General features: G+C 72.3%; 24 protein-coding genes. 10 read left to right on the top strand and 14 right to left on the bottom strand.

What is annotated here, in order from left to right:
- The 4 genes from ACI1MP_RS11905 to ACI1MP_RS11920 are packed head-to-tail and all read right to left on the bottom strand — an operon-like array spanning position 1 to position 3,876.
- Positions 1–324, bottom strand: coding sequence for a non-heme iron oxygenase ferredoxin subunit (locus tag ACI1MP_RS11905; protein ID WP_043910028.1), 324 nt, complete (start codon positions 322–324; stop codon positions 1–3).
- On the bottom strand, positions 321–1,553 hold the full coding sequence (gene sufD / locus ACI1MP_RS11910) for a Fe-S cluster assembly protein SufD (RefSeq protein ID WP_404868643.1): 1,233 nt from the start codon (positions 1,551–1,553) through the stop codon (positions 321–323). The genes ACI1MP_RS11905 and sufD overlap by 4 nt, the downstream gene beginning before the upstream one ends.
- 59 nt (positions 1,554–1,612) lie before the next feature.
- Positions 1,613–3,025: a Fe-S cluster assembly protein SufB gene (sufB, locus tag ACI1MP_RS11915; RefSeq protein ID WP_043910025.1), complete on the bottom strand. Its 1,413-nt coding sequence runs from the start codon at positions 3,023–3,025 to the stop codon at positions 1,613–1,615.
- A complete protein-coding gene (locus tag ACI1MP_RS11920) occupies positions 3,022–3,876 on the bottom strand; it encodes an HTH domain-containing protein (protein WP_157815823.1) in 855 nt (284 codons plus the stop codon). Before ACI1MP_RS11920 ends, sufB begins: the two co-directional genes overlap by 4 nt.
- 124 nt (positions 3,877–4,000) lie before the next feature.
- Here ACI1MP_RS11920 and ACI1MP_RS11925 point away from each other — a divergent pair, with 124 nt between their 5' ends.
- Entirely contained in the window at positions 4,001–4,918 is a 918-nt protein-coding gene (locus ACI1MP_RS11925) for an ABC transporter ATP-binding protein (protein ID WP_404868644.1), read from the top strand.
- Positions 4,915–5,685, top strand: coding sequence for an ABC transporter permease (locus tag ACI1MP_RS11930; RefSeq protein ID WP_189272511.1), 771 nt, complete (start codon positions 4,915–4,917; stop codon positions 5,683–5,685). Before ACI1MP_RS11925 ends, ACI1MP_RS11930 begins: the two co-directional genes overlap by 4 nt.
- A 33-nt stretch (positions 5,686–5,718) precedes the next feature.
- Here ACI1MP_RS11930 and ACI1MP_RS11935 read toward each other — a convergent pair whose 3' ends face one another.
- Complete coding sequence (locus tag ACI1MP_RS11935; protein WP_404868645.1) at positions 5,719–7,011, bottom strand: choice-of-anchor A family protein; 1,293 nt, start codon at positions 7,009–7,011, stop codon at positions 5,719–5,721.
- A gap of 229 nt (positions 7,012–7,240) precedes the next feature.
- Between ACI1MP_RS11935 and ACI1MP_RS11940 the strand changes: the two genes are divergently transcribed.
- Entirely contained in the window at positions 7,241–8,194 is a 954-nt protein-coding gene (locus tag ACI1MP_RS11940; RefSeq protein WP_380339457.1) for a heme A synthase, read from the top strand.
- On the opposite strand, the gene ACI1MP_RS11945 is transcribed toward ACI1MP_RS11940, so the two are convergent.
- Positions 8,195–8,842, bottom strand: a complete 648-nt coding sequence (locus ACI1MP_RS11945; RefSeq protein ID WP_380339460.1) for a nitroreductase family protein — start codon at positions 8,840–8,842, stop codon at positions 8,195–8,197. It abuts the gene before it with no gap.
- Positions 8,843–8,975: 133 nt separating this feature from the next.
- Here ACI1MP_RS11945 and ACI1MP_RS11950 point away from each other — a divergent pair, with 133 nt between their 5' ends.
- Complete coding sequence (locus ACI1MP_RS11950; RefSeq protein WP_380339463.1) at positions 8,976–9,413, top strand: MarR family winged helix-turn-helix transcriptional regulator; 438 nt, start codon at positions 8,976–8,978, stop codon at positions 9,411–9,413.
- Positions 9,414–9,420: 7 nt separating this feature from the next.
- Here the strand turns inward: ACI1MP_RS11950 and ACI1MP_RS11955 are convergent, their stop codons facing one another.
- The 3 genes from ACI1MP_RS11955 to ACI1MP_RS11965 are packed head-to-tail and all read right to left on the bottom strand — an operon-like array spanning position 9,421 to position 11,588.
- Positions 9,421–9,753, bottom strand: coding sequence for a hypothetical protein (locus ACI1MP_RS11955; RefSeq protein WP_100589709.1), 333 nt, complete (start codon positions 9,751–9,753; stop codon positions 9,421–9,423).
- A 9-nt stretch (positions 9,754–9,762) separates the two neighbouring features.
- Entirely contained in the window at positions 9,763–11,004 is a 1,242-nt protein-coding gene (locus ACI1MP_RS11960; protein ID WP_404868646.1) for an FAD-dependent monooxygenase, read from the bottom strand.
- Positions 11,001–11,588 (bottom strand): hypothetical protein, encoded by a 588-nt coding sequence (locus ACI1MP_RS11965; protein WP_404868647.1) that lies wholly within the window; start codon positions 11,586–11,588, stop codon positions 11,001–11,003. The genes ACI1MP_RS11960 and ACI1MP_RS11965 overlap by 4 nt, the downstream gene beginning before the upstream one ends.
- A 137-nt stretch (positions 11,589–11,725) precedes the next feature.
- Between ACI1MP_RS11965 and ACI1MP_RS11970 the strand changes: the two genes are divergently transcribed.
- Complete coding sequence (locus tag ACI1MP_RS11970) at positions 11,726–12,370, top strand: DUF2461 domain-containing protein (protein WP_100589706.1); 645 nt, start codon at positions 11,726–11,728, stop codon at positions 12,368–12,370.
- Between the two features lie 27 nt (positions 12,371–12,397).
- Here ACI1MP_RS11970 and ACI1MP_RS11975 read toward each other — a convergent pair whose 3' ends face one another.
- The gene (locus ACI1MP_RS11975) at positions 12,398–13,339 is read right to left on the bottom strand and encodes a heme o synthase (protein ID WP_100589752.1); all 942 of its coding nucleotides are present in this window, start codon (positions 13,337–13,339) and stop codon (positions 12,398–12,400) included.
- A gap of 402 nt (positions 13,340–13,741) precedes the next feature.
- Between ACI1MP_RS11975 and tkt the strand changes: the two genes are divergently transcribed.
- The 5 genes from tkt (at position 13,742) to pgl (ending at position 20,486) form a co-directional block, all read left to right on the top strand.
- The gene (tkt, locus tag ACI1MP_RS11980) at positions 13,742–15,838 is read left to right on the top strand and encodes a transketolase (protein ID WP_380339474.1); all 2,097 of its coding nucleotides are present in this window, start codon (positions 13,742–13,744) and stop codon (positions 15,836–15,838) included.
- Between the two features lie 100 nt (positions 15,839–15,938).
- Positions 15,939–17,072 carry a transaldolase gene (gene tal, locus ACI1MP_RS11985; RefSeq protein ID WP_380339477.1) on the top strand — a complete coding sequence of 378 codons (1,134 nt, stop codon included), beginning with the start codon at positions 15,939–15,941 and terminating at the stop codon, positions 17,070–17,072.
- A 71-nt stretch (positions 17,073–17,143) separates the two neighbouring features.
- Complete coding sequence (zwf, locus tag ACI1MP_RS11990) at positions 17,144–18,703, top strand: glucose-6-phosphate dehydrogenase (protein ID WP_100589751.1); 1,560 nt, start codon at positions 17,144–17,146, stop codon at positions 18,701–18,703.
- Complete coding sequence (gene opcA / locus ACI1MP_RS11995; RefSeq protein WP_380339480.1) at positions 18,700–19,770, top strand: glucose-6-phosphate dehydrogenase assembly protein OpcA; 1,071 nt, start codon at positions 18,700–18,702, stop codon at positions 19,768–19,770. Before zwf ends, opcA begins: the two co-directional genes overlap by 4 nt.
- A complete protein-coding gene (gene pgl, locus ACI1MP_RS12000) occupies positions 19,767–20,486 on the top strand; it encodes a 6-phosphogluconolactonase (RefSeq protein ID WP_404868648.1) in 720 nt (239 codons plus the stop codon). The genes opcA and pgl overlap by 4 nt, the downstream gene beginning before the upstream one ends.
- Positions 20,487–20,768: 282 nt before the next feature.
- Here the strand turns inward: pgl and ACI1MP_RS12005 are convergent, their stop codons facing one another.
- The 4 genes from ACI1MP_RS12005 to ACI1MP_RS12020 all read right to left on the bottom strand — a co-directional run bounded on the left by ACI1MP_RS12005 (position 20,769) and on the right by ACI1MP_RS12020 (position 23,555).
- Positions 20,769–21,104, bottom strand: coding sequence for an RNA polymerase-binding protein RbpA (locus ACI1MP_RS12005; RefSeq protein WP_073814874.1), 336 nt, complete (start codon positions 21,102–21,104; stop codon positions 20,769–20,771).
- A gap of 127 nt (positions 21,105–21,231) precedes the next feature.
- Positions 21,232–21,468, bottom strand: a complete 237-nt coding sequence (gene secG / locus ACI1MP_RS12010) for a preprotein translocase subunit SecG (RefSeq protein WP_100589701.1) — start codon at positions 21,466–21,468, stop codon at positions 21,232–21,234.
- An 88-nt stretch (positions 21,469–21,556) separates the two neighbouring features.
- Positions 21,557–22,342 (bottom strand): triose-phosphate isomerase, encoded by a 786-nt coding sequence (gene tpiA, locus ACI1MP_RS12015; protein ID WP_100589700.1) that lies wholly within the window; start codon positions 22,340–22,342, stop codon positions 21,557–21,559.
- A 7-nt stretch (positions 22,343–22,349) separates the two neighbouring features.
- A complete protein-coding gene (locus tag ACI1MP_RS12020) occupies positions 22,350–23,555 on the bottom strand; it encodes a phosphoglycerate kinase (RefSeq protein WP_100589699.1) in 1,206 nt (401 codons plus the stop codon).
- Between the last annotated feature and the right edge of the window lie 9 nt (positions 23,556–23,564).

A 23,564-nucleotide genomic window follows, 5' to 3' on the forward strand; every position in this document is an offset into this window, starting at 1 on the left:
TCAGTTCTCCTGGTTGACGGAGACGAGCACATCGTCCCCTTCGATCTTTACGGGGTAGACGGCGACCGGCCTGGTCGCGGGCAGCCCGGACGGCTTTCCGGTGCGCAGGTCGAAGCTGGAGCCGTGCAGCCAGCACTCGATCATGCAGTCCTCGACCTCGCCCTCGGAGAGCGAGACGTTGGCGTGCGAGCAGATGTCGTTGATCGCGAACACGCCCTCGTCGGTCCGGACGATCGCCACCGGGACGCCGTTCAGCTCGACCTTCTTGGGCACGTCCTCCTGCAGCAGGCTCAGCGCGCAGGCGCGCACGTAGCCGGCGCTCATGCGACCGTCTCTTCCAGCTCGGCCTCGATCTTCGCCATCAGGCGGTCCTGGATCTCGGCGACGCCGATCTGCTGGACCAGCTCGGCGAAGAAGCCGCGCACCACCAGGCGGCGGGCCTCGTCGGCCGGGATGCCGCGGGACTGCAGGTAGAACAGCTGCTCGTCGTCGAAGCGGCCGGTCGCGGAGGCGTGGCCGGCGCCGACGATCTCGCCGGTCTCGATCTCCAGGTTGGGGACCGAGTCGACCCGGGCGCCGTCGGTGAGCACCAGGTTGCGGTTGAGCTCGTAGGTGTCGGTGCCGACCGCGGCCGCGCGGATCAGCACGTCGCCGATCCACACCGCGTGCGCGTCCTCGCCCTGCAGCGCGCCCTTGTAGGCGACGTTGGAGCGGCAGTGCGGGGTGTCGTGGTCGATGATCAGGCGGTGCTCCAGGTGCTGGCCCGCGTCCGCGAAGTACAGGCCGAACAGCTCGGCCTCGCCGCCGGGGCCCGCATAGGAGACCCGCGGGTGCAGGCGCACCACGTCGCCGCCGAAGGTGACCACCACGGACTTGAAGGTGGCGTCCCGGCCGACCAGCGCGTTGTGCTGGGCGGCGTGCACCGCGTCGCGCTCCCAGTCCTGGACGGAGACGAAGGTCAGCTTGGCGCCGTCGCCGACCAGCAGGTCGACGTTGGCGGCGCGGGTGCCGGTGCCGGAGTGGTTCAGCACCACGACGGCCTCGGCGAACGGCTTGACCTCGATCACCACGTGGGCGAAGCGGACCCCGCCCTCGCCGTGCACGTCGATCCGGACCGGCTCGGTCAGCACCGTCTCCGCGGGGACGGTCACCACCAGGGCCTGCTCGAAGGCGCTGAACGCCTGCGCGGCGACCCGGTCCACCGGGGTGCCGGCCTTGCCGATCCGGGCGTCGTCGCGGCCGACCAGCTCGGAGGTGACACCCTCCGGCAGGCCCAGCTCGATCTTGTCCTCACCGCGCACGGCATCGACCGCGGTGCCGTCGTGCAGGCCGGTGAGGCGGTGCATCGGCGTGAAGCGCCAGTCCTCCTCGCGGCCGGTCGGCACCGGGAAGTCGTTGACGTCGAAGGACGGCTTGACCGCGACCCGGGCGTCGATCGGCTGCCGGACGCTCTCGCGGCCGGTGCCCGGGCCGGCGAGCTGCGCGCCGGCGCCGGCGGTGCCCACCTCGATCGATCCGGCGGTGGTGGAGCCGGGGGTGTTCTGCTCAGCCATGGCTGTTCGTGTTGCTCTCTTTCGGAATGGTCGACGGACGGGCGGGGGCTGACGGCGCGTCAGCCGACCGCGCCCTCCATCTGCAGCTCGATCAGCCGGTTCAGCTCCAGCGCGTACTCCATCGGCAGCTCGCGCGCGATCGGCTCGACGAAGCCGCGGACGATCATCGCCATCGCCTCGGTCTCGGTCAGGCCGCGGCTCATCAGGTAGAAGAGCTGGTCCTCGGAGACCTTGGAGACCGTCGCCTCGTGGCCCATCGACACGTCGTCCTCACGGACGTCCACGTACGGGTAGGTGTCCGAGCGGGAGATCGTGTCGACCAGCAGCGCGTCGCACAGCACGTTCGACTTGGCGCCGTGCGAGCCCTCGCCGATCTCGATCAGACCGCGGTAGGAGGTGCGGCCGCCGCCGCGCGCCACCGACTTGGAGACGATGTGCGAGGAGGTGTTCGGCGCCATGTGGACCATCTTCGCGCCGGCGTCCTGGTGCTGGCCCTCGCCCGCGAAGGCGATCGACAGCGTCTCGCCCTTGGCGTGCTCGCCCATCAGGTAGACGGCCGGGTACTTCATGGTGACCTTGGAGCCGATGTTGCCGTCGACCCACTCCATGGTCGCGCCCTCGTACGCCACGGCGCGCTTGGTGACCAGGTTGTAGACGTTGTTCGACCAGTTCTGGATGGTCGTGTAGCGGCAGCGGCCGCCCTTCTTGACGATGATCTCCACCACCGCGGAGTGCAGCGAGTCCGAGGAGTAGATCGGCGCGGTGCAGCCCTCGACGTAGTGGACGTAGGCGTCCTCGTCGACGATGATCAGCGTCCGCTCGAACTGGCCCATGTTCTCGGTGTTGATTCGGAAGTAGGCCTGCAGCGGGATGTCCACGTGCACGCCCTTCGGCACGTAGATGAACGATCCGCCGGACCACACCGCGGTGTTCAGCGAGGCGAACTTGTTGTCGCCCACCGGGATGACGGTGCCGAAGTACTCCTTGAACAGCTCCGGGTGCTCGCGCAGCGCGGTGTCGGTGTCCAGGAAGATGACGCCCTGCTCCTCCAGGTCCTCGCGGATCTGGTGGTAGACGACCTCGGACTCGTACTGGGCGGCGACACCGGCGACCAGGCGCTGCTTCTCCGCCTCCGGGATGCCCAGCTTGTCGTAGGTCGCCTTGATGTCGGCGGGCAGGTCCTCCCAGGACTCCGCCTGCTTCTCGGTGGAGCGCACGAAGTACTTGATGTTGTCGAAGTCGATGCCCGACAGGTCGGAGCCCCAGGTCGGCATGGGCTTCTTGCCGAACAGCTTCAGGCCCTTGAGGCGAAGGTTGAGCATCCACTCGGACTCGTTCTTCTTCGCCGAGATGTCGCGGACGACCTCTTCGCTCAGGCCGCGCTTGGCGGCGGCACCGGCCGCGTCCGAGTCGGCCCAGCCGTACTCGTACGTGCCGAGACCTTCGAGCTCGGGGTGTGCGATGTCAGTCATGCGAGGTTCCTCCGCGCGGTGGAGCCGGTTTCGTTGGGGGACGTACCGGCAATCGGCACGGCACCGGGCGTCCGGGAGGACGACGGTGCGGCACCGGATGCCGGCACATACGTGGTGCAGACCCCGTCGCCGTGGGCGATGGTGGCCAGCCGTTGCACATGGGTGCCCAGGAGCTGCGAGAAGACCTCGGTCTCCGCCTCGCAGAGCTGCGGGAACTGCTCGGCGATGTGCGCGACCGGGCAGTGGTGCTGACAGAGCTGGGCGCCGGCCGGGGCGGCGGGCGCCGCGGCGGCGGACGGGACTCGCCGCACCGTGGCAGCGTACCCGTCGGCGCTCAGCGCCCGGGCCAGCGCCTCGGCGCGCTGCTGGGCGTCGGCCTGTTCGACCTCGCCCTGGTACTTCCGGCCCTGCTTGGCGAGCCGGGCCCGGGCGAAGGCGGCGACCGCCTGCTCGCCCGCCTCGCCGCCGCCGGCCGCCTCCGAGATCCAGCGCAGCGCGTCCGCGGCGAGCTGGTCGTAGGCCTGGTAGAAGGCGTCCCGCCCGCCGTCGGTCAGGGCGAACACCTTCGCCGGACGGCCCCGGCCGCGGCTGCCGTAGACCCGCTGCTCGCGGGACTCGACCAGCCCGGCGGCGGTCAGGCCGTCCAGGTGGCGGCGCACCGCGGCGGTGGTCAGGCCGAGGCGGCCGGCCAGGTCGGCGGCCGAGGACGGCCCGTGGTCGAGGATCGAGCGGGCGACTCGGTCCCGGGTCGCCCGGTGGCCGTCCACCAGGGCTTCGGCCGCCGTCGCGGGCACATCCCAGCTGGGAGCCTCGGGCTCCCGCTGGGCGTCGCGCTCGCGAATCTTTTTCACAACACGATTGTTGCGTAATTCGTCCGCGAGAGACAAGCCGTGACCCCGGTCTCACCGGTGGCCTCCGTCACGGAAGGCATGCCTTACCTGAAGAGGGCCGTGAACTGCTCCTACACTCGCCGGTATGCATGCAGACCCCGCCGTCGAGGTGACCGGACTGGTCAAGCGGTACGGCGACAAGACCGCCGTGGACGGCCTGGACCTGGCCATCGCGCGCGGCACCGTCACCGCGGTGCTCGGCCCCAACGGCGCGGGCAAGACCACCACGATCGAGACCTGCGAGGGCTACCGCCGCCCCGACGCCGGCGCCGTCCGGGTCCTCGGGCTGGACCCGGACGGGCAGGCCGGGCAGCTCAAACCGCGGATCGGCGTGATGCTCCAGTCCGGCGGCGTGTACGCCGGTGCGCGCGCCCTCGAAATGCTCCACCACACCGCGAAGCTGTACGCGAACCCGCTGCCGGTCGGCCCGCTCGCCGAACGCCTCGGCCTGGACTCCTGCGGCCGCACCCCCTACCGCCGCCTCTCCGGCGGCCAGCAGCAGCGCCTGGCCCTCGCCATGGCCGTGGTCGGCCGCCCCGAACTGGTCTTCCTGGACGAGCCCACCGCCGGCCTCGACCCGCAGGCCCGCCGCGCCACCTGGGAGCTGGTCACCGAACTGCGCGCCGCCGGGGTCACCGTCGTCCTCACCACCCACCAGATGGACGAGGCCGAACAGCTCGCCGACGACGTCGCGATCATCGACCGCGGCCGCGTCATCGCCCAGGGCTCCCCCGACCGGCTGCGCGGCGCCGACGCCCAGCTGCGCTTCGACGGCCCCGCCGGGCTGGACCTGGCCGGCCTGCGCAAGGTGCTCCCGGACGCCGCCGCGGTCGCCGAGCCCGCCCCCGGCTCGTACCGCGTCGAGGCCGTCCTGGACGCCGCCCTGCTCGCCGCCGTCACCGGTTGGTGCGCGGAGGTCGGGGTGATGCCCGACAAGCTCGCGGTGCAGCGCCGCAGCCTCGAAGACGTCTTCCTCGACCTGACCGGACGGGAACTGCGATGACCGCCACCGACCTCACCCCCCGCCCGGGCGCCGCCCCGGTCGGCCGGATGCTGCTCGCGCAGACCGCCCTGGAGACCAGGATGCTGCTGCGCAACGGCGAACAGCTGCTGCTCACCGTGGTCATCCCCACCGTGCTGCTGGTGCTGTTCTCCGCCGTCGACGTGGTCGCCGTGGACGGCCCCGGCAAACGCGTCGACTTCCTCGCCCCCGGCCTGCTGGCGCTCGCCGTGATGTCCACCGCCTTCACCGGCCAGGCCATCGCCACCGGCTTCGAGCGCCGCTACGGCGTCCTCAAGCGGCTCGGCGCGACGCCGCTGCCCCGCTGGGCGCTGCTCACCGCGAAGACCGGCTGCGTGCTGGTCACCGAACTGCTCCAGGTGCTGCTGCTCTCCGGCATCGCCCTGGGCCTCGGCTGGTCGCCGCACGGCAACCCGCTGGCGGTGCTGCTCCTGCTGGTGCTCGGCACCGCCGCGTTCTCCGGCCTCGGCCTGCTGATGGCCGGCACGCTGCGCGCGGAGGCCACCCTGGCCGGCGCCAACCTGGTGTTCATCCTGCTGCTGCTGGCCGGCGGCGTGGTCGTCCCGCTCGCCAAGTTCCCGGACGCGGTGCGCCCGGTGCTGGAGCTGCTGCCGATCTCGGCGCTCTCCGACGGCCTGCGCTCGGTCCTCCAGCTGGGCCATGGCATGCCCTGGTCCGACCTCGGCGTCCTGGGCGTCTGGTCGGTCCTCGGCCTGGCCGCCGCGGCCCGCTTCTTCCGCTGGGAGTAGCCCCCGGTCGGGGGCCACTCCGCGACGGCCCGCTCAGGAGGAGGCGGCGGCCTTCTTGCGCCGCGCCTTGTACACCAGGGCGCCGCCCGCGGCGAGCACCGCGGCGCCGCCGACGGTCAGCGGCACCAGCCCTTCGGCGCCGGTGAACGCCAGCCCGCCGCCACCGCCGCCGCCCGATCCGCCGTGGGTCGCCGACGGGGACGGCGTAGCGCCCGCCGGGGCGCTCTCCGACGGACCGCCCGAACCGCTCGGGCTCGGCGACTCGCCGCCGCCGGGGGTCGAGGCGCTGCCCGACGGCGACGGGCTCTCCGAGCCGCCGGTGCCGGTGGACGGCGACCCGGACGGGGTCGTGGTCGGCGTGGTGGGCGGCACCACGGTGCCCGGCAGGCACCCGGAGAACGGGTAGTGGTGGGTCTCGGCCCCGCCGCTGCCGGTGAGCGACTTGGCCCACACCGAGCCGTTGACCGGACCGCCCCTGCCCAGGTCGAACGCCGCGTTCGGGGCCAGGATGCTGCCCGGCCAGGCGTTGCCGCTGTGCTTGGTGATCTTCGTGGCGGTGGGGAAGTTCCACAGCAGCTTCGCGCGTTCGGCGCCGCCGTCCGCGGACTGCAGCTTGTCGTCCAGCACGTAGCTCTTCCTGGCGTTGTCCCAGATCAGGAAGCCGCTGGTGGGCGCCTTGGTCTGGTCGTAGCCGCCGCCGGTGACGGTGATCACGGTGGACGAGCCGGCCGGGACCTTCAGCTGGATCTCGTTCGCCTTCTGCAGGGTGTCCGCCGGGACCGTGAAGAAGTTGGCCCCGGCGTCGGAGCCGGTGAAGGTCAGCCGGCGGCCGTCGGCGACCGGGGCCGCGCCGGCGGTCTTCGCCAGCCCGGTGGAGAGCGCGCGCAGCTTGGCGAACTCGGCGGCGAAGTCGATCGGCGAGGGGCCCTTGGTGACGCCCTCCAGCTGGCCGCCGCCGATCACCTGGCCGGCCACCACGCCCTTGCCCTTCATCACCTGGACGTGGGCGCCGTTCTGGATCAGGTTGCCGCCGATCACCAGCGCGTTGCCGCCGGGGAGCGCGGCGACCTCGGCGGTGGTGAGCTCGTTGCCGACGGTGAAGCCGCCGTGGCTGAAATCGGCGTTGCCACCGACGGCCACCGCGCCTTCGGCGTCCGGGCTGTGGGTGTCGTCACCCTCGATGAACTCGCCGTACTTCCCGGCGACGCCGAGAGTGAGGCACTCGCCCTCGCCGGGGGCGGCGGTCGCGGTCGTCGGGACGACCAGGGCCGCGAGGGCGAGCGAGCCGCCGAGCGCCACGGCGGCAGCGGATATGGACTTGCGCATGTGCAGGACTCCGCGGGTGGATGCGGGCAGGAGATGAGGCCGACCCGTGAAAGGTCTGGACCAAGCCGCACTCTTTCGGCCAATTGTGAAGAGGTCAAGACCAATGACCGACACGCTCGAAATCGCCTGAATTGTCCGCGTGTCCCCTTTTCGCCCCCTCGGCCCGGCCACCGCGCCCGCCCCGACGCCCCCCGCCGGGGCCGCGCGTAAACCCGCCTACGATGGTCCGGTGACCAACCCGTTCTCCCTCCTCGCCGAGCGCTGGCACCCGAGCCCGCAGCACGTCCGCCGGGCGGCCATGGCCGCCCTGGTGATGAGCGTGGTGATCGTGGTCACCGGCGGCGCCGTCCGGCTCACCGACTCCGGCCTCGGCTGCACCACCTGGCCCCGCTGCACCGGCGAAAGCCTGACGCCGACCCCCGAGATGGGCATCCACGGCGTCATCGAGTTCACCAACCGGATGCTCACCTACGTGCTGTGCGCCGCCGTCGGCTGGTTCATCCTGGCCGCCCGCTGCTCCAAGCCGTGGCGGCACTCGCTCACCAGGCTCGGCTGGGCGCAGTTCTGGCTGGTGATGTCGAACGCGGTGATCGGCGGCATCACGGTGCTGACCCACCTCAACCCGTACGTGGTCAGCCTGCACATGGTGGCCTCGCTGGGCCTGCTGTGGACGGCGGTGCTCGGCTGGGAGCGGGCCAAGGAGGGCGACGGCGAGCCCCGGCTGCTGGTCGCCCCGGCGATCCACCGCTTCGCGCAGGTGCTGGTGGCGTCGATCGGCGCGCTCGCCCTGGTCGGCACCCTGGTCACCGGCGCCGGCCACCACCCGGGCTCGGCCGGCACCCCCCGCATCACCACCTTCGACTACGACCGGCTCACCCAGGCCCACGCCGACCTGGTGTTCCTCTCGGTCGGCCTGACGCTGGCCGCGCTGCTGGTGTTCGCCGCCGTGAAGGCCCCGGCGCCGGCCGTCGCCCGGGTCCGCGAGCTCTTCGGCCTGCTGATGATCCAGGGCGTGCTGGGCTTCATCCAGTACTTCACCGACGCGCCGGAGATCATGGTCGGCCTGCACATGCTGGGCGCCGCCCTGGTCTGGGCCGCCGCGCTGCGCATCCCGCTGGCGCTGCGCAGCCGCGCCGGGATCCCGGCGCAGGCCACCGCCCCGTCGACCGAACTGGTCGCCTGATCACCAGCGGTCCCAGTGCAGGACCTGCCCGCGCGGGATCCGCCGGGCCGGCCGGAAGTCGGTGCCGACGGTGTGGGCGAGCGGAATGAACGCGGCCAGCATCACCTCCCGGTGGGGCACGCCGAGCACCTCGGCGAGTTCGCGCTCCACCGGGCCCTGCGCCGTGGTCCACACGGTGCCCAGGCCGCGGGCCCGGGCGGCCAGCATGAAGCTCCACACCGCGGGCAGGATCGAGCCCCAGGTCATCGACTGGTCGAGCACCGAGGCGCCCTCGGTGCGGCCCTCGATCGCCGGGATCACGAAGGCCGGCACCCGGTGGACGTTGTCGTACAGGTGCTGCAGCCCGTCGTAGATGCGCTCCATGCTGCCGGGGTGGGCGTGCATCCGGGCGTGGTCGCGCGTGGTGGGCGGGGCGCCGCCGCCGGTGCGCAGCGCCGTGCGGAAGAGTTCCGCGACCCGCAGCCGCTGTTCGGTCCCGGTGACGACGAGGAAGTGCCAGCGCTGCCGGTTGCGGCCGGTGGGCGCCTGGGTGGCGAGGTCGACGCACTGTTCGATCAGCTCGCGGGAGACTTCGCGGTCGAGGTCCAGGCGCTTGCGAACGGCCCGGGTGGTGGACAGCAACTGGTCGGGGTCGAGGTCGAGCAGCACGGCACTCCCCTATCGTCTGACGGCAGACAGTTGTTGCGCAGATGATCCGGAAGCATACGAGTCCATCGATCGACGGTCAAACAATCTGCGGCCAGACGATTACACTGCACCGATCGACCGATCAGGAGGACGGATGACCGACGGCTACTTCCCGCAGCTCGCCGCCGAACGGCCCGACATCGCCCTGTGCCGCGCCTCGTCGGCGGTGGCCAGGGTCGCCGAGGCGCACGCCCGGGCGGCCGGCCTCGGCGTCGGCCCGCACCTGGTGCTGAAGATGCTCGCCGAGCGCGGCCCGGCCTCGCAGCGTGCCCTGGGCGAGCAGCTGCGGATCGACCGCACCGTGATGGTCGGCGTCTGCGACGGCCTGGAGCAGGACGGCCTGGTCCGCCGCGAACGCGACCCGGCCGACCGCCGCGCCTACGCCGTCACCCTCACCCCGGCGGGCCGCGCACGCCTGGCCGCCGCCGAACGCACGGTGCCCGCCCTGCTGGACGAGGCGCTCGCCCCGCTGAACGCGCAGGAGCGCGGACAGCTGTCCGCGCTCCTGCTCAAACTCACCGCCCTGGGGTGACGGGCGGTCAGATCTGGATGCCCGCCATCCGCTTCCACTCGTACGGGCCGGTCTTCACCTTCAGGCCCAGCTCGCCCTCGAAGTCGTCGTGCAGGGTGAGCCCGGCGAGCTCGGCGGCCCGGCGGCCGATCGCGTAGCTGGGCGCGACCTGGTCGCCCCAGGCGCCGTCCGCGCCGACCACCACGATGCGGGTGGCGGTGCGGCCGACGTACTCGACGACGCCGTCGGCGTGGCCGCCGTGCTGCGCGGCGAAGCTGCTCAGGTGCTTGGCAATGCGCTTGGCGCGGCGCTCGACGCGGGCGTCCGGCGCGGCGGTGGTGGCGGTCTCTGCGCTGGTCATGCCCGCATGCTACCGACCGGTAGCGCCGGTGGCGACGGCACCGCCCTGTGCCGACGGCCACATGGCGGGCAGCGGCAGCTCACCGGCCCCCGCGTAGGCCAGCGCGAAGGCCGCGCCCTCCGGCCCGGGGGCGGCGATCCGGCGGATCCGCTCCAGTCGCAGCCGCAGCGCGAAGCCGCGCTCGGCGGGCGGCAGCCCGGCGGGCAGGTGGAGCAGGTCGAGCAGCTGCTCGGAGAACTCCTGGGTCTGCCAGGCGGCGTCCAGCCGACGCCGCTGGTAGCCGTCCAGCCCGTCGCCGTCGTCGCCGCTCAGCTCGGCGAGCAGCGCGCCCGCCAGGTCGGCGGCGTCGGCGACCGCCGAGTTGAGGCCCTTGGCGCCGGACGGGGTGACGGTGTGCGCGGCGTCCCCGGCCAGCAGCAGCCGGCCCGACCGCATCCGGTCGGCGACCTTGCCGCGCATCCGCAGCATGCCGGTCTCCAGCAGCGCGCCGGGCGCGGGGTCGTCGGCGTCGAGCTCCAGCCGGCGGTGCAGCTCGCCTCGGATCCGCCGCTCGTCCCAGGCCGCCAGGTCCTCCCCGGCGGGGACCTCCAGGTAGAAGCGTCCGACGTCGGCGGTGCGCGGCATCATCCCGGCGAACCCGTCGGCGTGCACCGCGTAGCGGATCTGCTCGACCGGCCGGGGGATCCGGGCCAGCACCGTCAGCCAGTCGTACGGGTAGCGCCGCCCGGGCCCGTCGGCACCGTCGGGGAAGGCCGCGGCGACCGTGCCGTGCGCGCCGTCGCAGCCGATCGCGTACTCGGCGTGCAGCGGGCCGTCGGCGGTGTCCAGCACCGGCCGGCCGTCGGCGTCGAGCGCGACGCCCAGCACCGGGCGGTCGAACGCGATGCTGCCGCCGGCCTGCTCGTACGCGGCGATCAGGTCGCGCAGCAGCAGCTGCTGCGGGTACACCCAGTGCCGGACGCCCCCGGACAGCGCGCCGTAGTCGACCAGCACCCTCTCGCCGAGGCAGCTGATCTCGCACCGGCCGTGCCGCTCGCCCTCGGCGGTCAGCCGGTCGGCGAGGCCGAGCGCCCGCAGGTACTCCACCACCCGGTGCTCCAGCACCCCGGCCCGGGCGGCGCTCTCCACGGCGGCCCGGGAGAGCCGCTCGTGGACGGTGACGGCGACCCCGGCCCGGTGCAGCACGTGGGCGAGCACCAGCCCGGCGGGCCCGGCGCCGACGATCGCGACGGTGGTGGTGCGGCGGGTCATCGGCGGCCTCCGACGGCGAGCAGGGCAGCGACGGACGCGGCGGGCACCACGGCCGGGTTGAAGGTCTCGGTGACCACGGCCAGCGGCTGCGGACCGTGCCACATCAGGTAGGTCTTGTACGCGGCGTCCGCGCCGTCCCAGTCCCGCACCCCGGCGTCCAGCACGGTGCGCCGGTGGCCGGTGCCGGAGGCCTGCAGGGCGGCGCCGATCGGCGCCCCGGTGTCGGTCAGGCACTGCTCGGCGGCGGCGGAGAGCACCGGCCGGGCGACCACCGCGTTGCGGGAGAGCTCGACGCCGCCGTCGGTGAGCACCGAGCGGCGGACGATCAGCTCCTCGTCCGGGCCGGCCCGCAGCAGCGCCGCCGCGCCGGGCGGCGCCGCGGCCGCCGCGACCCGCAGGTGGTCGGCGCACCCGACCCGCACCGGCCCGCGGGTCCAGGCCGCCAGCAGGACGGTGGTGAGCCCGTCCGCGCCGAGCAGCATCCGGGTCGGCGGTTCGGCGAAGGCGCCGATCCGCTCGGCGAGCTCGGCCGGCTCCCGGGACAGGAACAGGTGTCCGGACAGGACGACGGACTGCAGCGGCATCGGTTTCCCCCGAAAGACGACGACAGGATCGCGGCGATCGCCGACCCTACTGGAGAACTGTTTCCGCTGACGAAACGTCACCCCTCGTCCGAGCACCGCCTCCCGCCCCGCGCCGCGCCGGCGTGAATACTGGCCCGGTGAACGATTTCCGTGGCTGGCCCGCCGAGGCGCTGGAGTTCTACGAACACTTGGAGGCCGACAACTCCAGGACGTTCTGGACGGCGCACCGCGCCCGGTACGAGGAGCAGGTGCGCGCCCCGATGGAGGCGCTGCTGGCCCGGCTGGAGCCCGAGTTCGGGCCGGGAAAGATCTTCCGGCCGAACCGGGACGTCCGGTTCTCGGCCGACAAGTCCCCGTACAAGACGCACATCGGCGCGGTGCTGGAGTCCGGCGGGTACGTGCAGCTGTCCGCCGAGGGGCTGGCCTGCGGGCTGGGCTACTACCACCTGGAGAGCGACCAGCTGGCGGCGTACCGCACCGCGGTCGCCGAGGAGCTGCCGGGCGCCGAGCTGGAGCGGGTGGTGGCGGCGGTGCGCGCCGCCGGGCCCGAGGTGGTCGGTCGGGACAGCCTGAAGACCGCCCCGCGCGGCTACCCGCGGGACCACCCGCGGATCGAGCTGCTGCGCCACAAGGGCCTGATCGCCTGGCAGGAGTGGGAGCCCGCGCCGTGGCTGGGCACCGCGAAGGCGTACGGCCGGGTCACCGGGTTCCTGCACGCGGCCGCGCCGCTGCACGAGTGGCTGGAGAACCACGTCGGCCCCAGCGGGCTTGCGCCGCGCTGAGGCCGAGGGGGTGGAACGGAGGGGGTGTCACCCGATGAACGGGTCGATCGCGATCTCCAGGAACAGCAGCGTCAGGTACGTGATCGACCAGTGGAACAGCCGCATCTCCTTGAGCTTGGCGCCCACGATGCCGGCCTTGGCGCGCGACTGGAGCGCGTACGCCTCCTTCATCCACAGCACGCCGAGCACGGCGGCGGTGACCGGGTACAGCCAGCTGGTGTGCGCGACCGGCCACACCAGCATCGAGGTCGCCACCATCACCCAGGAGTAGACGACGACCTGCTTGGCGACGCCGATGTTGCCGCGGATCACCGGCAGCATCGGCACGCCGGCCCGGGTGTAGTCGTCGCGGACCTTCATCGACAGCACCCAGGTGTGCGGCGGCGTCCAGAAGAACACCACCAGGAACAGCAGCAGCGCCGCCCAGGACAGCGAGTTGGTCACGGACGCCCAGCCGACGAAGACCGGCATGCAGCCGGCGATGCCGCCCCAGACGACGTTCTGCGCGGTGCGGCGCTTCAGGCCCAGCGTGTAGACGAACACGTAGAACAGCAGGGCGGCCAGCGCGAGCGCCGAGGACAGCCAGTTCACCAGGACGCCGAGCCAGACGGTGGAGACCACGGCCAGCGTGATGCCGAAGACCACGGCCTCCCGGGGGGAGACCATGCCGGTGACGATCGGGCGCCGCTCGGTGCGGGACATCACCGCGTCGATGTCGCGGTCGATGTACATGTTGAGCGCGTTGGCGCCGCCCGCGGACAGGTAGCCTCCGACCACCACCGCGAGCACCCGCCACAGGTTGGGCACGCCGCCCTGGGCCAGGAACATCACCGGCACCGTGGAGATCAGCAGCAGCTCGATGATCCGGGGTTTGGTGAGGGCGACGAAGGCCCCGATGCGGGCCCCGAACGGCCGGCGTACGGTGCTCGTCCCTACCACCCCGGCGGGGCGGGATTCGACGGCGGTCACGGACACCTCAACAGTCGATGAACTTCCACAGGCGTCCCGGAGACCCGCAGGGTGCCCACCGTCCGCGCTGCGCGTACCACGCAACCATAGACGCTCCATATCTCCCGATCCGCCCCGGGGTCCCCCGGCGAGCCGTGCGCCCGCGCGTCTTACGCCTCGGACGGGCAAACCCTCTCCTGACGGGTGAATGTAGGACAGAGGAATTGACGTCCCGACAGGGGAATGCGACGCCGCCGATCCTGGTTGCCCGGCACGCAGGGTGAGGTGCCTCGCAAACGGTAGGCTCGCACAGAGAAGCGGGATCAACCCTCCGTGATCGGCGCCGGCCACAGCGGCGTGGCCGACCGGTCCCCTTCACGGGGTGACACTTCTACAGAAATCCGGAAGGAGCCCTGAGTCAGGGTGAGCACGACGCCGAACGTATTCGAGTGGAGCGAGCTGGACCAGAGGGCCGTGGACACGGCCCGGGTCCTGGCCATGGACGCCGTGCAGAAGGTGGGGAACGGGCACCCGGGCACCGCCATGTCGCTGGCCCCCGCCGCGTACCTCATCTTCCAGCGCTTCCTGCGCCACGACCCGACCGACCCGACCTGGGCCGGCCGCGACCGCTTCGTGCTCTCCCCGGGGCACACCTCCCTCACGCTGTACACCCAGCTCTTCCTGTCCGGTTACGGACTGTCGCTGGACGACCTGAAGGCCTTCCGGGTCGCGGGCAGCCGCACCCCCGGCCACCCCGAGCACGGCCACACCGCCGGCGTCGAGACCACCACCGGCCCGCTCGGCCAGGGTGTCGGCAACGCGGTGGGCATGGCGATGGCCGCCCGCTACGAGCGCGGCCTGTTCGACCCGGACGCGCCGGCCGGCGCCTCGCCGTTCGACCACACCATCTGGGCGATCGTCTCCGACGGCGACCTCCAGGAGGGCATCTCCGCCGAGGCGTCCTCGCTGGCCGGCCACCAGAAGCTGGGCAACCTGGTCGCGCTGTACGACGACAACCACATCTCCATCGAGGGCGACACCGCCACCGCGTTCTCCGAGGACGTGCTGGCCCGCTACGAGGCGTACGGCTGGCACGTCCAGCGGGTCGTCCCGAAGTCGGACGGCGACATCGACGTCGTCGCGCTGGCCGCCGCGCTGGAGGCCGCCAAGGCGGAGACCGGCAAGCCGTCGATCATCGCGATGCGCACCATCATCGCCTGGCCCGCGCCGAACGCCCAGGACACCGCCAAGGCGCACGGCTCGGCCCTCGGCGACGCCGAGATCGCCGCCACCAAGAAGGTGCTGGGCTTCGACCCGCAGAAGACCTTCGAGGTGACCGACGAGGTCGTCGGGCACGCCCGCGAGGTCGTGCAGCGCGGCCAGGCCGCCCGCACCGCCTGGGAGGAGCAGCTGCGCGAGTGGCGCGCCGCCAACCCGCAGCGCGCCGCCGAGTACGACCGGATCCAGATCGGCGAGCTGCCCGACGGCTGGGAGAAGGCCCTGCCGGTCTTCCCGGCCGGCAAGGACGTCGCCACCCGCAAGGCCTCGGGCGACACGCTGAAGGCCGTCGGCAAGCTGGTCCCCGAGCTGTGGGGCGGCTCCGCGGACCTCGCCGAGTCCAACCTGACCACCATCGACGAGGAGTCCTCCTTCCTTCCGGAGGGCAACTCGCTCAAGAGCGCCTCGCCGTACGGCCGCACCGTCCACTACGGCATCCGCGAGCACGCCATGGGCTCCGTGATGAACGGCATCGCGCTGCACGGCCGCACCCGCATCTACGGCGGCACCTTCCTGGTGTTCTCCGACTACATGCGCCCCGCGGTCCGGCTCGCCGCGCTGATGAAGCTGCCGGTGGTCTACGTCTGGACGCACGACTCGATCGGCCTCGGCGAGGACGGCCCGACCCACCAGCCGGTCGAGCACCTGGCCGCGCTGCGCGCCATCCCCGGCCTCGCGGTGGTCCGCCCGGCGGACGCCAACGAGACCGCCGTGGTGTGGCGCACCGTGCTGGAGCGGCAGACCAGCCACCCCGGCCCGGTCGGCCTGGTGCTGACCCGGCAGGGCGTGCCGACCTTCGACCGCGAGGTGTTCGGCTCCGCCGAGGGCGCGGCCAAGGGCGGTTACGTGCTGGCCGAGGCCGAGGGCGGCGAGCCCAAGGTGATCCTGCTCGGCACCGGCTCCGAGGTGCAGCTGGCGATGCAGGCCCGCGAGGCGCTGCAGGCCGAGGGCACCCCCACCCGGGTGGTGTCGATGCCGTCCGTGGAGTGGTTCGCCGAGCAGGACCAGGCGTACCGCGACAGCGTGCTGCCGCCGAACGTCCGGGCCCGGGTCTCGGTCGAGGCGGGCATCGCCCAGGGCTGGCGCGAGCTGGTCGGCGACGCCGGTCGGATCATCAGCCTGGAGCACTTCGGCGCCTCCGCCGACTACAAGGTGCTCTACCAGGAGTTCGGCATCACCGCGGACGCCGTCGCCAACGCGGCCCGCGCCTCGCTGCGCACGGTCGAGGCCGTCTCCCGCTAGCGGTCACACCCGGCCCGGGGGGACCGCACTCCCCCCGGGGCCGGGTCCCCGGACTCCACCGCAGACGTACGAAGAACAGAAGAAGAGGGACTGAAGCACCATGACCGACGCATTGAACCGCCTCAGCGAAGAAGGCGTGGCGATCTGGCTGGACGACCTCAGCCGGGAGCGCCTGAACTCCGGCAACCTGGCCGAGCTGGTGCAGGAGAAGCACGTCGTCGGCGTCACCACCAACCCGACCATCTTCCAGAAGGCGATCGCCGGCAACGGCGCCTACAACCGCCAGCTGGAGGACCTCGCGGTGCGCAAGGTCACCACCGACGAGGCCGTCCGCATGATCACCACCTCGGACGTCCGCGACGCCGCCGACGTGCTGCGCCCGGTGTACGACGCCTCCAACGGCCGTGACGGCCGGGTCTCCATCGAGGTCGACCCGCGCCTCGCCCACGAGACCGCCGCGACCGTCGCCGAGGCCAAGCAGCTGTGGTGGCTGGTCGACCGCCCGAACGTGCTGATCAAGATCCCCGCCACGCTGGCCGGCCTGCCCGCGATCAGCGCCGTCCTGGCCAAGGGCATCAGCGTCAACGTCACGCTGATCTTCTCGCTGGAGCGCTACAAGGCCGTCATCGACGCCCACCTGACCGGCCTGGAGCAGGCCAAGGCCGCCGGCCTGGACCTCTCGCAGATCGAGTCGGTCGCCTCGTTCTTCGTCTCCCGGGTGGACACCGAGATCGACAAGCGCCTGGACGCCCTCGGCGGCGAGACCAAGGAGCTGCGCTCCAAGGCCGCCGTGGCCAACGCCCGCCTCGCCTACCAGGCGTACGAGGAGGTCTACGGCTCGGTCGACGGCGGCAAGCCCGCCTCGGCCCGCTGGGCGGCCCTGGAGGCGGCCGGCGCCAAGCCGCAGCGCCCGCTGTGGGCGTCCACCGGCGTCAAGGACCCGAACCTGCCGGACACCCTGTACGTGACCGAGCTGGTCGCCCCGGGCACCGTCAACACCATGCCCGAGGCCACCCTGGACGCCACCGACGACCACGGCGTCGTTACTGGCGACACCATCACCCCCAACTACGCGGACGCCAAGGCCGTGCTGGACGCGGTCACCGCGGCCGGCGTGGACTACGACGACGTGGTCCGGGTGCTGGAGGAGGAGGGCGTGCAGAAGTTCGAGGTCTCCTGGAACGAGCTGCTCGACACCGTCACCGCCGCGCTCCGGTCGCACGGCGACAACTGACACCTGCTCACGGAATCGACGCACGGAAAGCGGAGCACACCACAGTGAGCAACACCCAGCCGTACCCGGACGTGGAGGGAACGGAGCCGGCCGCGGGAGACACCCCGGTCCGGCCCGCCAACCCGCTGCGGGACCCCGCCGACCGCCGGCTCCCGAGGATCGCCGGGCCGTCCGGCCTGGTGATCTTCGGGGTCACCGGCGACCTGTCGCGCAAGAAGCTGATGCCGGCCGTCTACGACCTCGCCAACCGCGGCCTGCTGCCGCCGGGCTTCTCGCTGATCGGCTTCGCCCGGCGCGAATGGGCCGACGAGGACTTCGCGCAGGTGGTGCACGACGCCGTCAAGGAGCACGCGCGCACCCCCTTCCGCGAGGAGGTCTGGCAGCAGCTCGCCAAGGGCATGCGGTTCGTCCAGGGCGACTTCGGCGACGACGACGCCTTCGACACGCTGCGCCGCACCATCGAGGAACTCGACCAGGCGCAGGGCACCAGCGGCAACTTCGCGTTCTACCTGTCGGTGCCGCCGAAGTTCTTCCCCACCGTGGTCCAGCAGCTGAAGAAGCACGGCCTGACCGACCCGGCGCCGGGCTCCTGGCGCCGGGCGGTCATCGAGAAGCCGTTCGGCCACGACCTGGCCAGCGCCCAGGAGCTGAACCGGATCGTCCACGAGGTCTTCCCCCGTGACGAGGTCTTCCGGATCGACCACTACCTGGGCAAGGAGACCGTCCAGAACATCCTGGCGCTCCGCTTCGCCAACCAGATGTTCGAGCCGATCTGGAACCGGTCGTACGTCGACCACGTGCAGATCACCATGGCCGAGGACATCGGCATCGGCGGCCGGGCCGGCTACTACGACGGCATCGGCTCCGCCCGGGACGTCATCCAGAACCACCTGCTCCAGCTGATGGCGCTGACCGCCATCGAGGAGCCCGCGTCCTTCCACCCGAAGGCGCTGGTCGCCGAGAAGCTGAAGGTGCTCAGCGCCGTCAAGCTCCCCGCCGACCTGGGCAAGCACACCGTGCGCGGCCAGTACACCTCCGGCTGGCAGGGCGGCGAGGAGGTGGTCGGCTACCTGGACGAGGACGGCATCAACCCCGAGTCCAAGACCGACACCTACGCGGCCATCAAGCTGGAGATCAACAACCGGCGCTGGGCCGGCGTGCCGTTCTACCTGCGCACCGGCAAGCGGCTGGGCCGCCGGGTCACCGAGATCGCGGTGGTCTTCCAGCGCGCCCCGTACCTGCCGTTCGACTCCTACGCCACCGAGGAGCTCGGCCAGAACGCCCTGGTGATCCGCGTCCAGCCGGACGAGGGCGTCACCGTGCGCTTCGGCTCGAAGGTCCCCGGCACCGCGCTGGAGGTCCGCGACGTCACCATGGACTTCGCCTACGGCGAGTCGTTCACCGAGTCCAGCCCCGAGGCGTACGAGCGACTCATCCTGGACGTCCTGCTCGGCGACGCCAACCTCTTCCCGCGGCACCAGGAGGTCGAGCTGTCCTGGCAGATCCTCGACCCGATCGAGCAGTACTGGGACGCCAACGGCAAGCCCGCGCAGTACCCGGCCGGCACCTGGGGCCCGGTCGAGGCGGACGAGATGCTCGCACGAGACGGCAGGAGCTGGCGCCGCCCATGAAGATCGACCTGACGAACACCACGTCCAGCAAGATCAACGCTGCCCTGATGGACGCCCGCCGGGCCAGCGGTTCGACCGCCGCCGGCATGGTGCTGACCCTGGTCATCGTGACCGACGAGGGCAGCGCCTACGACGCCCTGAAGGCCGCCAACGACGCCTCCCGCGAGCACCCCTCGCGGACCCTGGCCGTCATCAAGCGGGCCGGCCGCTCGCCCCGCGCCCGGGCCGAGACCCGGCTGGACGCGGAGATCCTGGTCGGCAGCGACGCCGGCAGCGGCGAGACCGTCGTCCTGCGCATGCACGGCGAACTCGCCTCGCACGCCCAGTCCGTGGTGCTGCCGCTGCTGCTGCCGGACGCCCCCGTGGTGGTCTGGTGGCCGGACAACGCGCCGCTCAACCCCGCCCAGGACCCGCTCGGCGCGCTCGCCCAGCGCCGGATCACCGACGCGGTGACCGCCGAGTCCCCGGTCGGCCAGCTCGCCCAGCGGGCCTCCGGCTACACGCCCGGCGACACCGACCTGGCGTGGACCCGGATCACCGGCTGGCGCTCCATGCTGGCCGCCGCGCTCGACCAGCGCGACGTCGCGATCACCGCCGCGGTGGTCGAGGGCGAGTCGTACAACCCCAGCGTCGAACTGCTCGGCCTGTGGCTGCACAACCGCCTGCGGGTGCCGGTCGAACGGGTCGTCACCGGCGGCCCCGGCATCACCGCCGTCACGCTGCGCACCAAGGACGGCGACATCGTCCTGGACCGCCCCGACGGCCTGCTCGGCACCCTGTCGATGCCCGGTGCGCCCGACCGCATGGTCGCGCTCAAGCGCCGCGACACCGCCGAACTGATCGCCGAGGAACTGCGCCGCCTCGACCCCGACGACATCTACGCCACCGCCGTCCGCACCCCCGTGGACCGGCTGCGCGAACGGATCGCCGGAGTCGAGCACGCGGGCCCCGGCGGCACCGTCGAGGGCCACGCCGCAGAACACGCGGTCGCGGAACACCCGGTCGGCGAGCAGGAGACGCCCGCCGCCACCAAGAAGGCCGCCGCCCGCAGGAAGAGCGCCCAGTGAGCGCCGGGACGGTCCTGGTCCACCGCGACCCGGCCCTGCTCGCCGAAGCGGCCGCCGCCCGCCTGATCACCACCGTGGTCGACGCGCAGGCCGCACGCGGCAACGCCCACCTGGTGCTCACCGGCGGCCGCAACGGCAACGCCCTGCTCGCCGCGCTCGCCGCCCACCCGGCGCGCGACACGGTGAACTGGGCGCAGGTCGACCTCTGGTGGGGCGACGAGCGGTACCTCCCGCACGACGACCCGGAGCGCAACGCCGTCCAGGCCGCCGCGTTCCTGGACGCCGTCCGACCGCTCGGCGCCCGCATCCACCAGATGCCCGCCGACGACGGCGCCTCCCCCGAGGACGCCGCCGCCCGCTACGCCGCGGACCTGGCCGCGGCCGGCGCGGTCTTCGACGTCCTGCTCCTGGGCGTCGGCCCGGACGCGCACGTCGCCTCGCTGTTCCCCGGCCACCCCGGGGTCCACGAGACCGGCAGCACCGTCATCGCCGTCCACGACTCGCCGAAGCCCCCGCCGACGCGGATCTCCCTGTCCCTCCCCACCCTCCGCACCGCCCGCCAGGTGTGGCTCCTCGCCGCCGGCCCCGACAAGGCCGACGCCGTCGCCCTGGCCCGCACCACCGGGGACGCGAACACCGCCCCGGCGGGCGCGGTGACGGGCACCGAGAAGACCCTCTGGCTCCTGGACGAGGCGGCAGCCGCCAAACTGTCCTGACGCCCCGTCAACCCCCTGCGCCCACCCACCCGGCACCCCGCCGAGTGAGGTGACCCGACACCCGGACCGCCCGCAGCTTCCCACGCTCCATCAGGAACCTGCGGCCGGCCCGCGAAGGGGAACGCAGCAAGCCAGAAGCCGCCCACCCGGAGAACTCGAATCCCCGGGTGGGCGGCTTCAGCCGTTTCGGGTGCACTCCCGTGAGGGGCCGCGCACCCAGCAGAAAGCCGCCCGTCCAGGGAATCCGGTCCCCGGTGGGCGGCTTTCGCGTTGCCGTACGGCTCAGATCTCGCCGCGCAGCTTGGCCAGCGCCTCGGCGAGAATCGCCTCGCCGTCCGCGTCCGTCCGCCGCTCGCGCACATAGGCGAGGTGGGTCTTGTAGGGCTCGTTGCGGGCCGGGGCGGGCGGGTTGTGCTCGTCCTGGCCGGCGGGGAACCCGCAGCGGGGGCAGTCCCAGGTGTCCGGGATGGCCGCCTCCGCGGCGAAACTGGGGCGCGTCTCGTGCTTGTTCGCGCACCAGAAGGAGATCCGGTTGCGGGGGGCGGACTCGCCGCGCTCCGCCTCCCCCATCGGGCCGGCACCGACTCTGCTGCCTCGGATCGCGTTGCCACTTGCCACGGTCTGACTCCCCTGCGTGCTGGTGCCGTCCGGCCGCGGCTGGGCGGACGGTGGCGAAGTCGTCCTAGTGTAAGCGGCGGTTAAGGCTGCGCCACACCGCCGGCCGACTTCCTGTCAGATGCGAACGTCAGCTGCTGCCCTTGAGCAGCAGGCCGAGCACGATGATGCAGGCGAACCAGGCCAGGCCGATCACGATGGTGATGCGGTCGAGGTTCCGCTCGGCCACCGCGGAACCGCCGCCGGTGGACATCGCGCCACCGCCGAACATGTCGGACAGACCGCCGCCCTTGCCCTTGTGCAGCAGCACCAGCATGATCATCAGCACGCTGAGGACGATCAGCGCAATCTCGAACCCGAGAACCACGACGGGACCAACTCTCTCGAATCTTCGGCGAAGGGGCCGGGCCCGCGTTACGCGGTCCGGCCCCAAAGCCTACGTTGCTGCGGCGGCGTTAGCCTACTGCCTGGTCGCGGAAGCGCACGATCTTGACGAACTCGTCGGCGTCCAGCGAGGCGCCGCCGATCAGTCCGCCGTCGATGTCGGGCTTGGCCATCAGGCCGGCCGCCGACGAGGACTTCACCGAACCGCCGTACAGGACACGGACCTTGTCGGCCAGGTCGGTGCCGTACAGCTCGCCGAGCCGGGCCCGGATCGCGCCGCACACCTCCTGCGCGTCCTCGGGCGTCGCGACCTCGCCGGTGCCGATCGCCCAGACCGGCTCGTAGGCGACGACGATGCTCTCCGCGTCGCCGGCCGGGACGCCGTCCAGCGCGCCGTCCAGCTGCGCCAGGGTGTACGCGACGTGGGTGCCGGCCTTGCGGATCTCCAGCGGCTCGCCGATGCACAGGATCGGGGTGATCCCGTTGCGGTAGGCGGCCTTCACCTTGGCGTTGACGATCTCCTCGTTCTCGCCGTGGTACTGGCGGCGCTCGGAGTGGCCGATCACCGCGTAGGCGCAGTTCAGCTTCGCCAGCATCGCGCCGGACACCTCGCCGGTGTAGGCGCCGCCGTCGTGCTGGGAGATGTCCTGCGAGCCGTACTTGATCTTCAGCTTGTCGCCGTCGACCAGGGTCTGCACGGAGCGCAGGTCGGTGAACGGGACCAGCACCGCGACCTCGACGGCCGCGTAGTCCTTGTCGGCCAGCGAGAACGCCAGCTTCTGGGTGTGGCGGATGGCCTCGAAGTGGTCGAGGTTCATCTTCCAGTTGCCCGCCATCAGCGGGAGACGCTCAGTCATGTCTCTCTCAGTCCTCCAGGGCGGCGAGACCGGGAAGGGTCTTGCCCTCCAGGTACTCGAGGCTCGCGCCACCGCCGGTCGAGATGTGTCCGAACTTCGTCTCGTCGAACCCGAGGGTGCGCACCGCTGCCGCCGAGTCGCCGCCGCCGACCACCGTGAACGCGTCGGAGTCGAGCAGCGCCTGGGCCACGGCCCGGGTGCCGTCCGCGAACGCCGGGTGCTCGAACACGCCCATCGGGCCGTTCCAGAACACCGTCTTCGCGTCGGCGATCTTCTCCGCGAACAGCTGCGCGGTCTTCGGACCGATGTCCAGGCCCAGCGCGCCGTCCGGGATGGCGTCCACGTCGACCACCGCGTAGTCCTCGACCGGGGCGCCGGTCTTGACGTCCGGGAAGCTGCCGGACACCGCGGTGTCCAGCGGGATCACGAACTCCACGCCCTGCTCGGCGCCGCGCTTCAGGTAGTCCTGGACGACCGGGATCTGGTCCTCCTGGAGCAGTGAGGCACCGACGCCGTGGCCCTGGGCGGCAATGAAGGTGTACATCATGCCGCCGCCGATCAGGATCCGGTCGGCCTTGCCGAGCAGGTTCTCGATCACGCCGACCTTGTCGGAGACCTTGGAGCCGCCGAGCACCACCACGTACGGGCGGGCCACGTCCTCGGTGAGGCGCTTCAGGACGCCCACCTCGGTGGCGATCAGGTCGCCGACGGCGTGCGGCAGGCGGGCCGGCAGGTCGTAGACGGAGGCGTGCTTGCGGTGCACCGCACCGAAGCCGTCGCCGACGTACAGGTCCGCCAGGGCGGCCAGCTGATCGGCGAACGCGCCGCGCTCGGCGTCGTCCTTGGAGGTCTCGCCGGCGTTGAAGCGCAGGTTCTCCAGCAGCGTGACCTCGCCGTCGCCGAGAGCGGCGACGGTGGCCTTCGCGCTGTCCCCGACCGTGTCGGTGGCGAAGCTCACCGGGCGGCCCAGGATCTCGCCGAGGCGGACCGCCACCGGCGCGAGCGAGAACTTCGGGTCCGGCTCGCCCTTCGGGCGGCCCAGGTGCGAAGCGACGACCACCCGGGCGCCGCGCTCGACGAGCTTGGCGATGGTCGGCGCGACGGCGCGGATCCGGCCGTCGTCGGTGATGGTGTCACCGGACAGCGGCACGTTGAGGTCGGCGCGGACGAACACCCGCTTGCCGGAGACCTCCAGGTCTTCGATCGTCTTCACGGTCTTGCT

This window comes from Kitasatospora griseola (assembly GCF_044999035.1).
Classification (GTDB): Bacteria; Actinomycetota; Actinomycetes; order Streptomycetales; family Streptomycetaceae; genus Kitasatospora; species Kitasatospora griseola.

Coding starts and splice junctions, on each gene's coding strand:
- ACI1MP_RS11905 (WP_043910028.1), bottom strand. CDS start 324: ATGAGCGCCGGCTACGTGCGCGCCTGCGCGCTGAGCCTGCTGCAGGAG.
- sufD (WP_404868643.1), bottom strand. CDS start 1,553: ATGGCTGAGCAGAACACCCCCGGCTCCACCACCGCCGGATCGATCGAG.
- sufB (WP_043910025.1), bottom strand. CDS start 3,025: ATGACTGACATCGCACACCCCGAGCTCGAAGGTCTCGGCACGTACGAG.
- ACI1MP_RS11925 (WP_404868644.1), top strand. CDS start 4,001: ATGCATGCAGACCCCGCCGTCGAGGTGACCGGACTGGTCAAGCGGTAC.
- ACI1MP_RS11930 (WP_189272511.1), top strand. CDS start 4,915: ATGACCGCCACCGACCTCACCCCCCGCCCGGGCGCCGCCCCGGTCGGC.
- ACI1MP_RS11935 (WP_404868645.1), bottom strand. CDS start 7,011: ATGCGCAAGTCCATATCCGCTGCCGCCGTGGCGCTCGGCGGCTCGCTC.
- ACI1MP_RS11950 (WP_380339463.1), top strand. CDS start 8,976: ATGACCGACGGCTACTTCCCGCAGCTCGCCGCCGAACGGCCCGACATC.
- ACI1MP_RS11955 (WP_100589709.1), bottom strand. CDS start 9,753: ATGACCAGCGCAGAGACCGCCACCACCGCCGCGCCGGACGCCCGCGTC.
- ACI1MP_RS11960 (WP_404868646.1), bottom strand. CDS start 11,004: ATGACCCGCCGCACCACCACCGTCGCGATCGTCGGCGCCGGGCCCGCC.
- ACI1MP_RS11965 (WP_404868647.1), bottom strand. CDS start 11,588: ATGCCGCTGCAGTCCGTCGTCCTGTCCGGACACCTGTTCCTGTCCCGG.
- tal (WP_380339477.1), top strand. CDS start 15,939: ATGACCGACGCATTGAACCGCCTCAGCGAAGAAGGCGTGGCGATCTGG.
- opcA (WP_380339480.1), top strand. CDS start 18,700: ATGAAGATCGACCTGACGAACACCACGTCCAGCAAGATCAACGCTGCC.
- tpiA (WP_100589700.1), bottom strand. CDS start 22,342: ATGACTGAGCGTCTCCCGCTGATGGCGGGCAACTGGAAGATGAACCTC.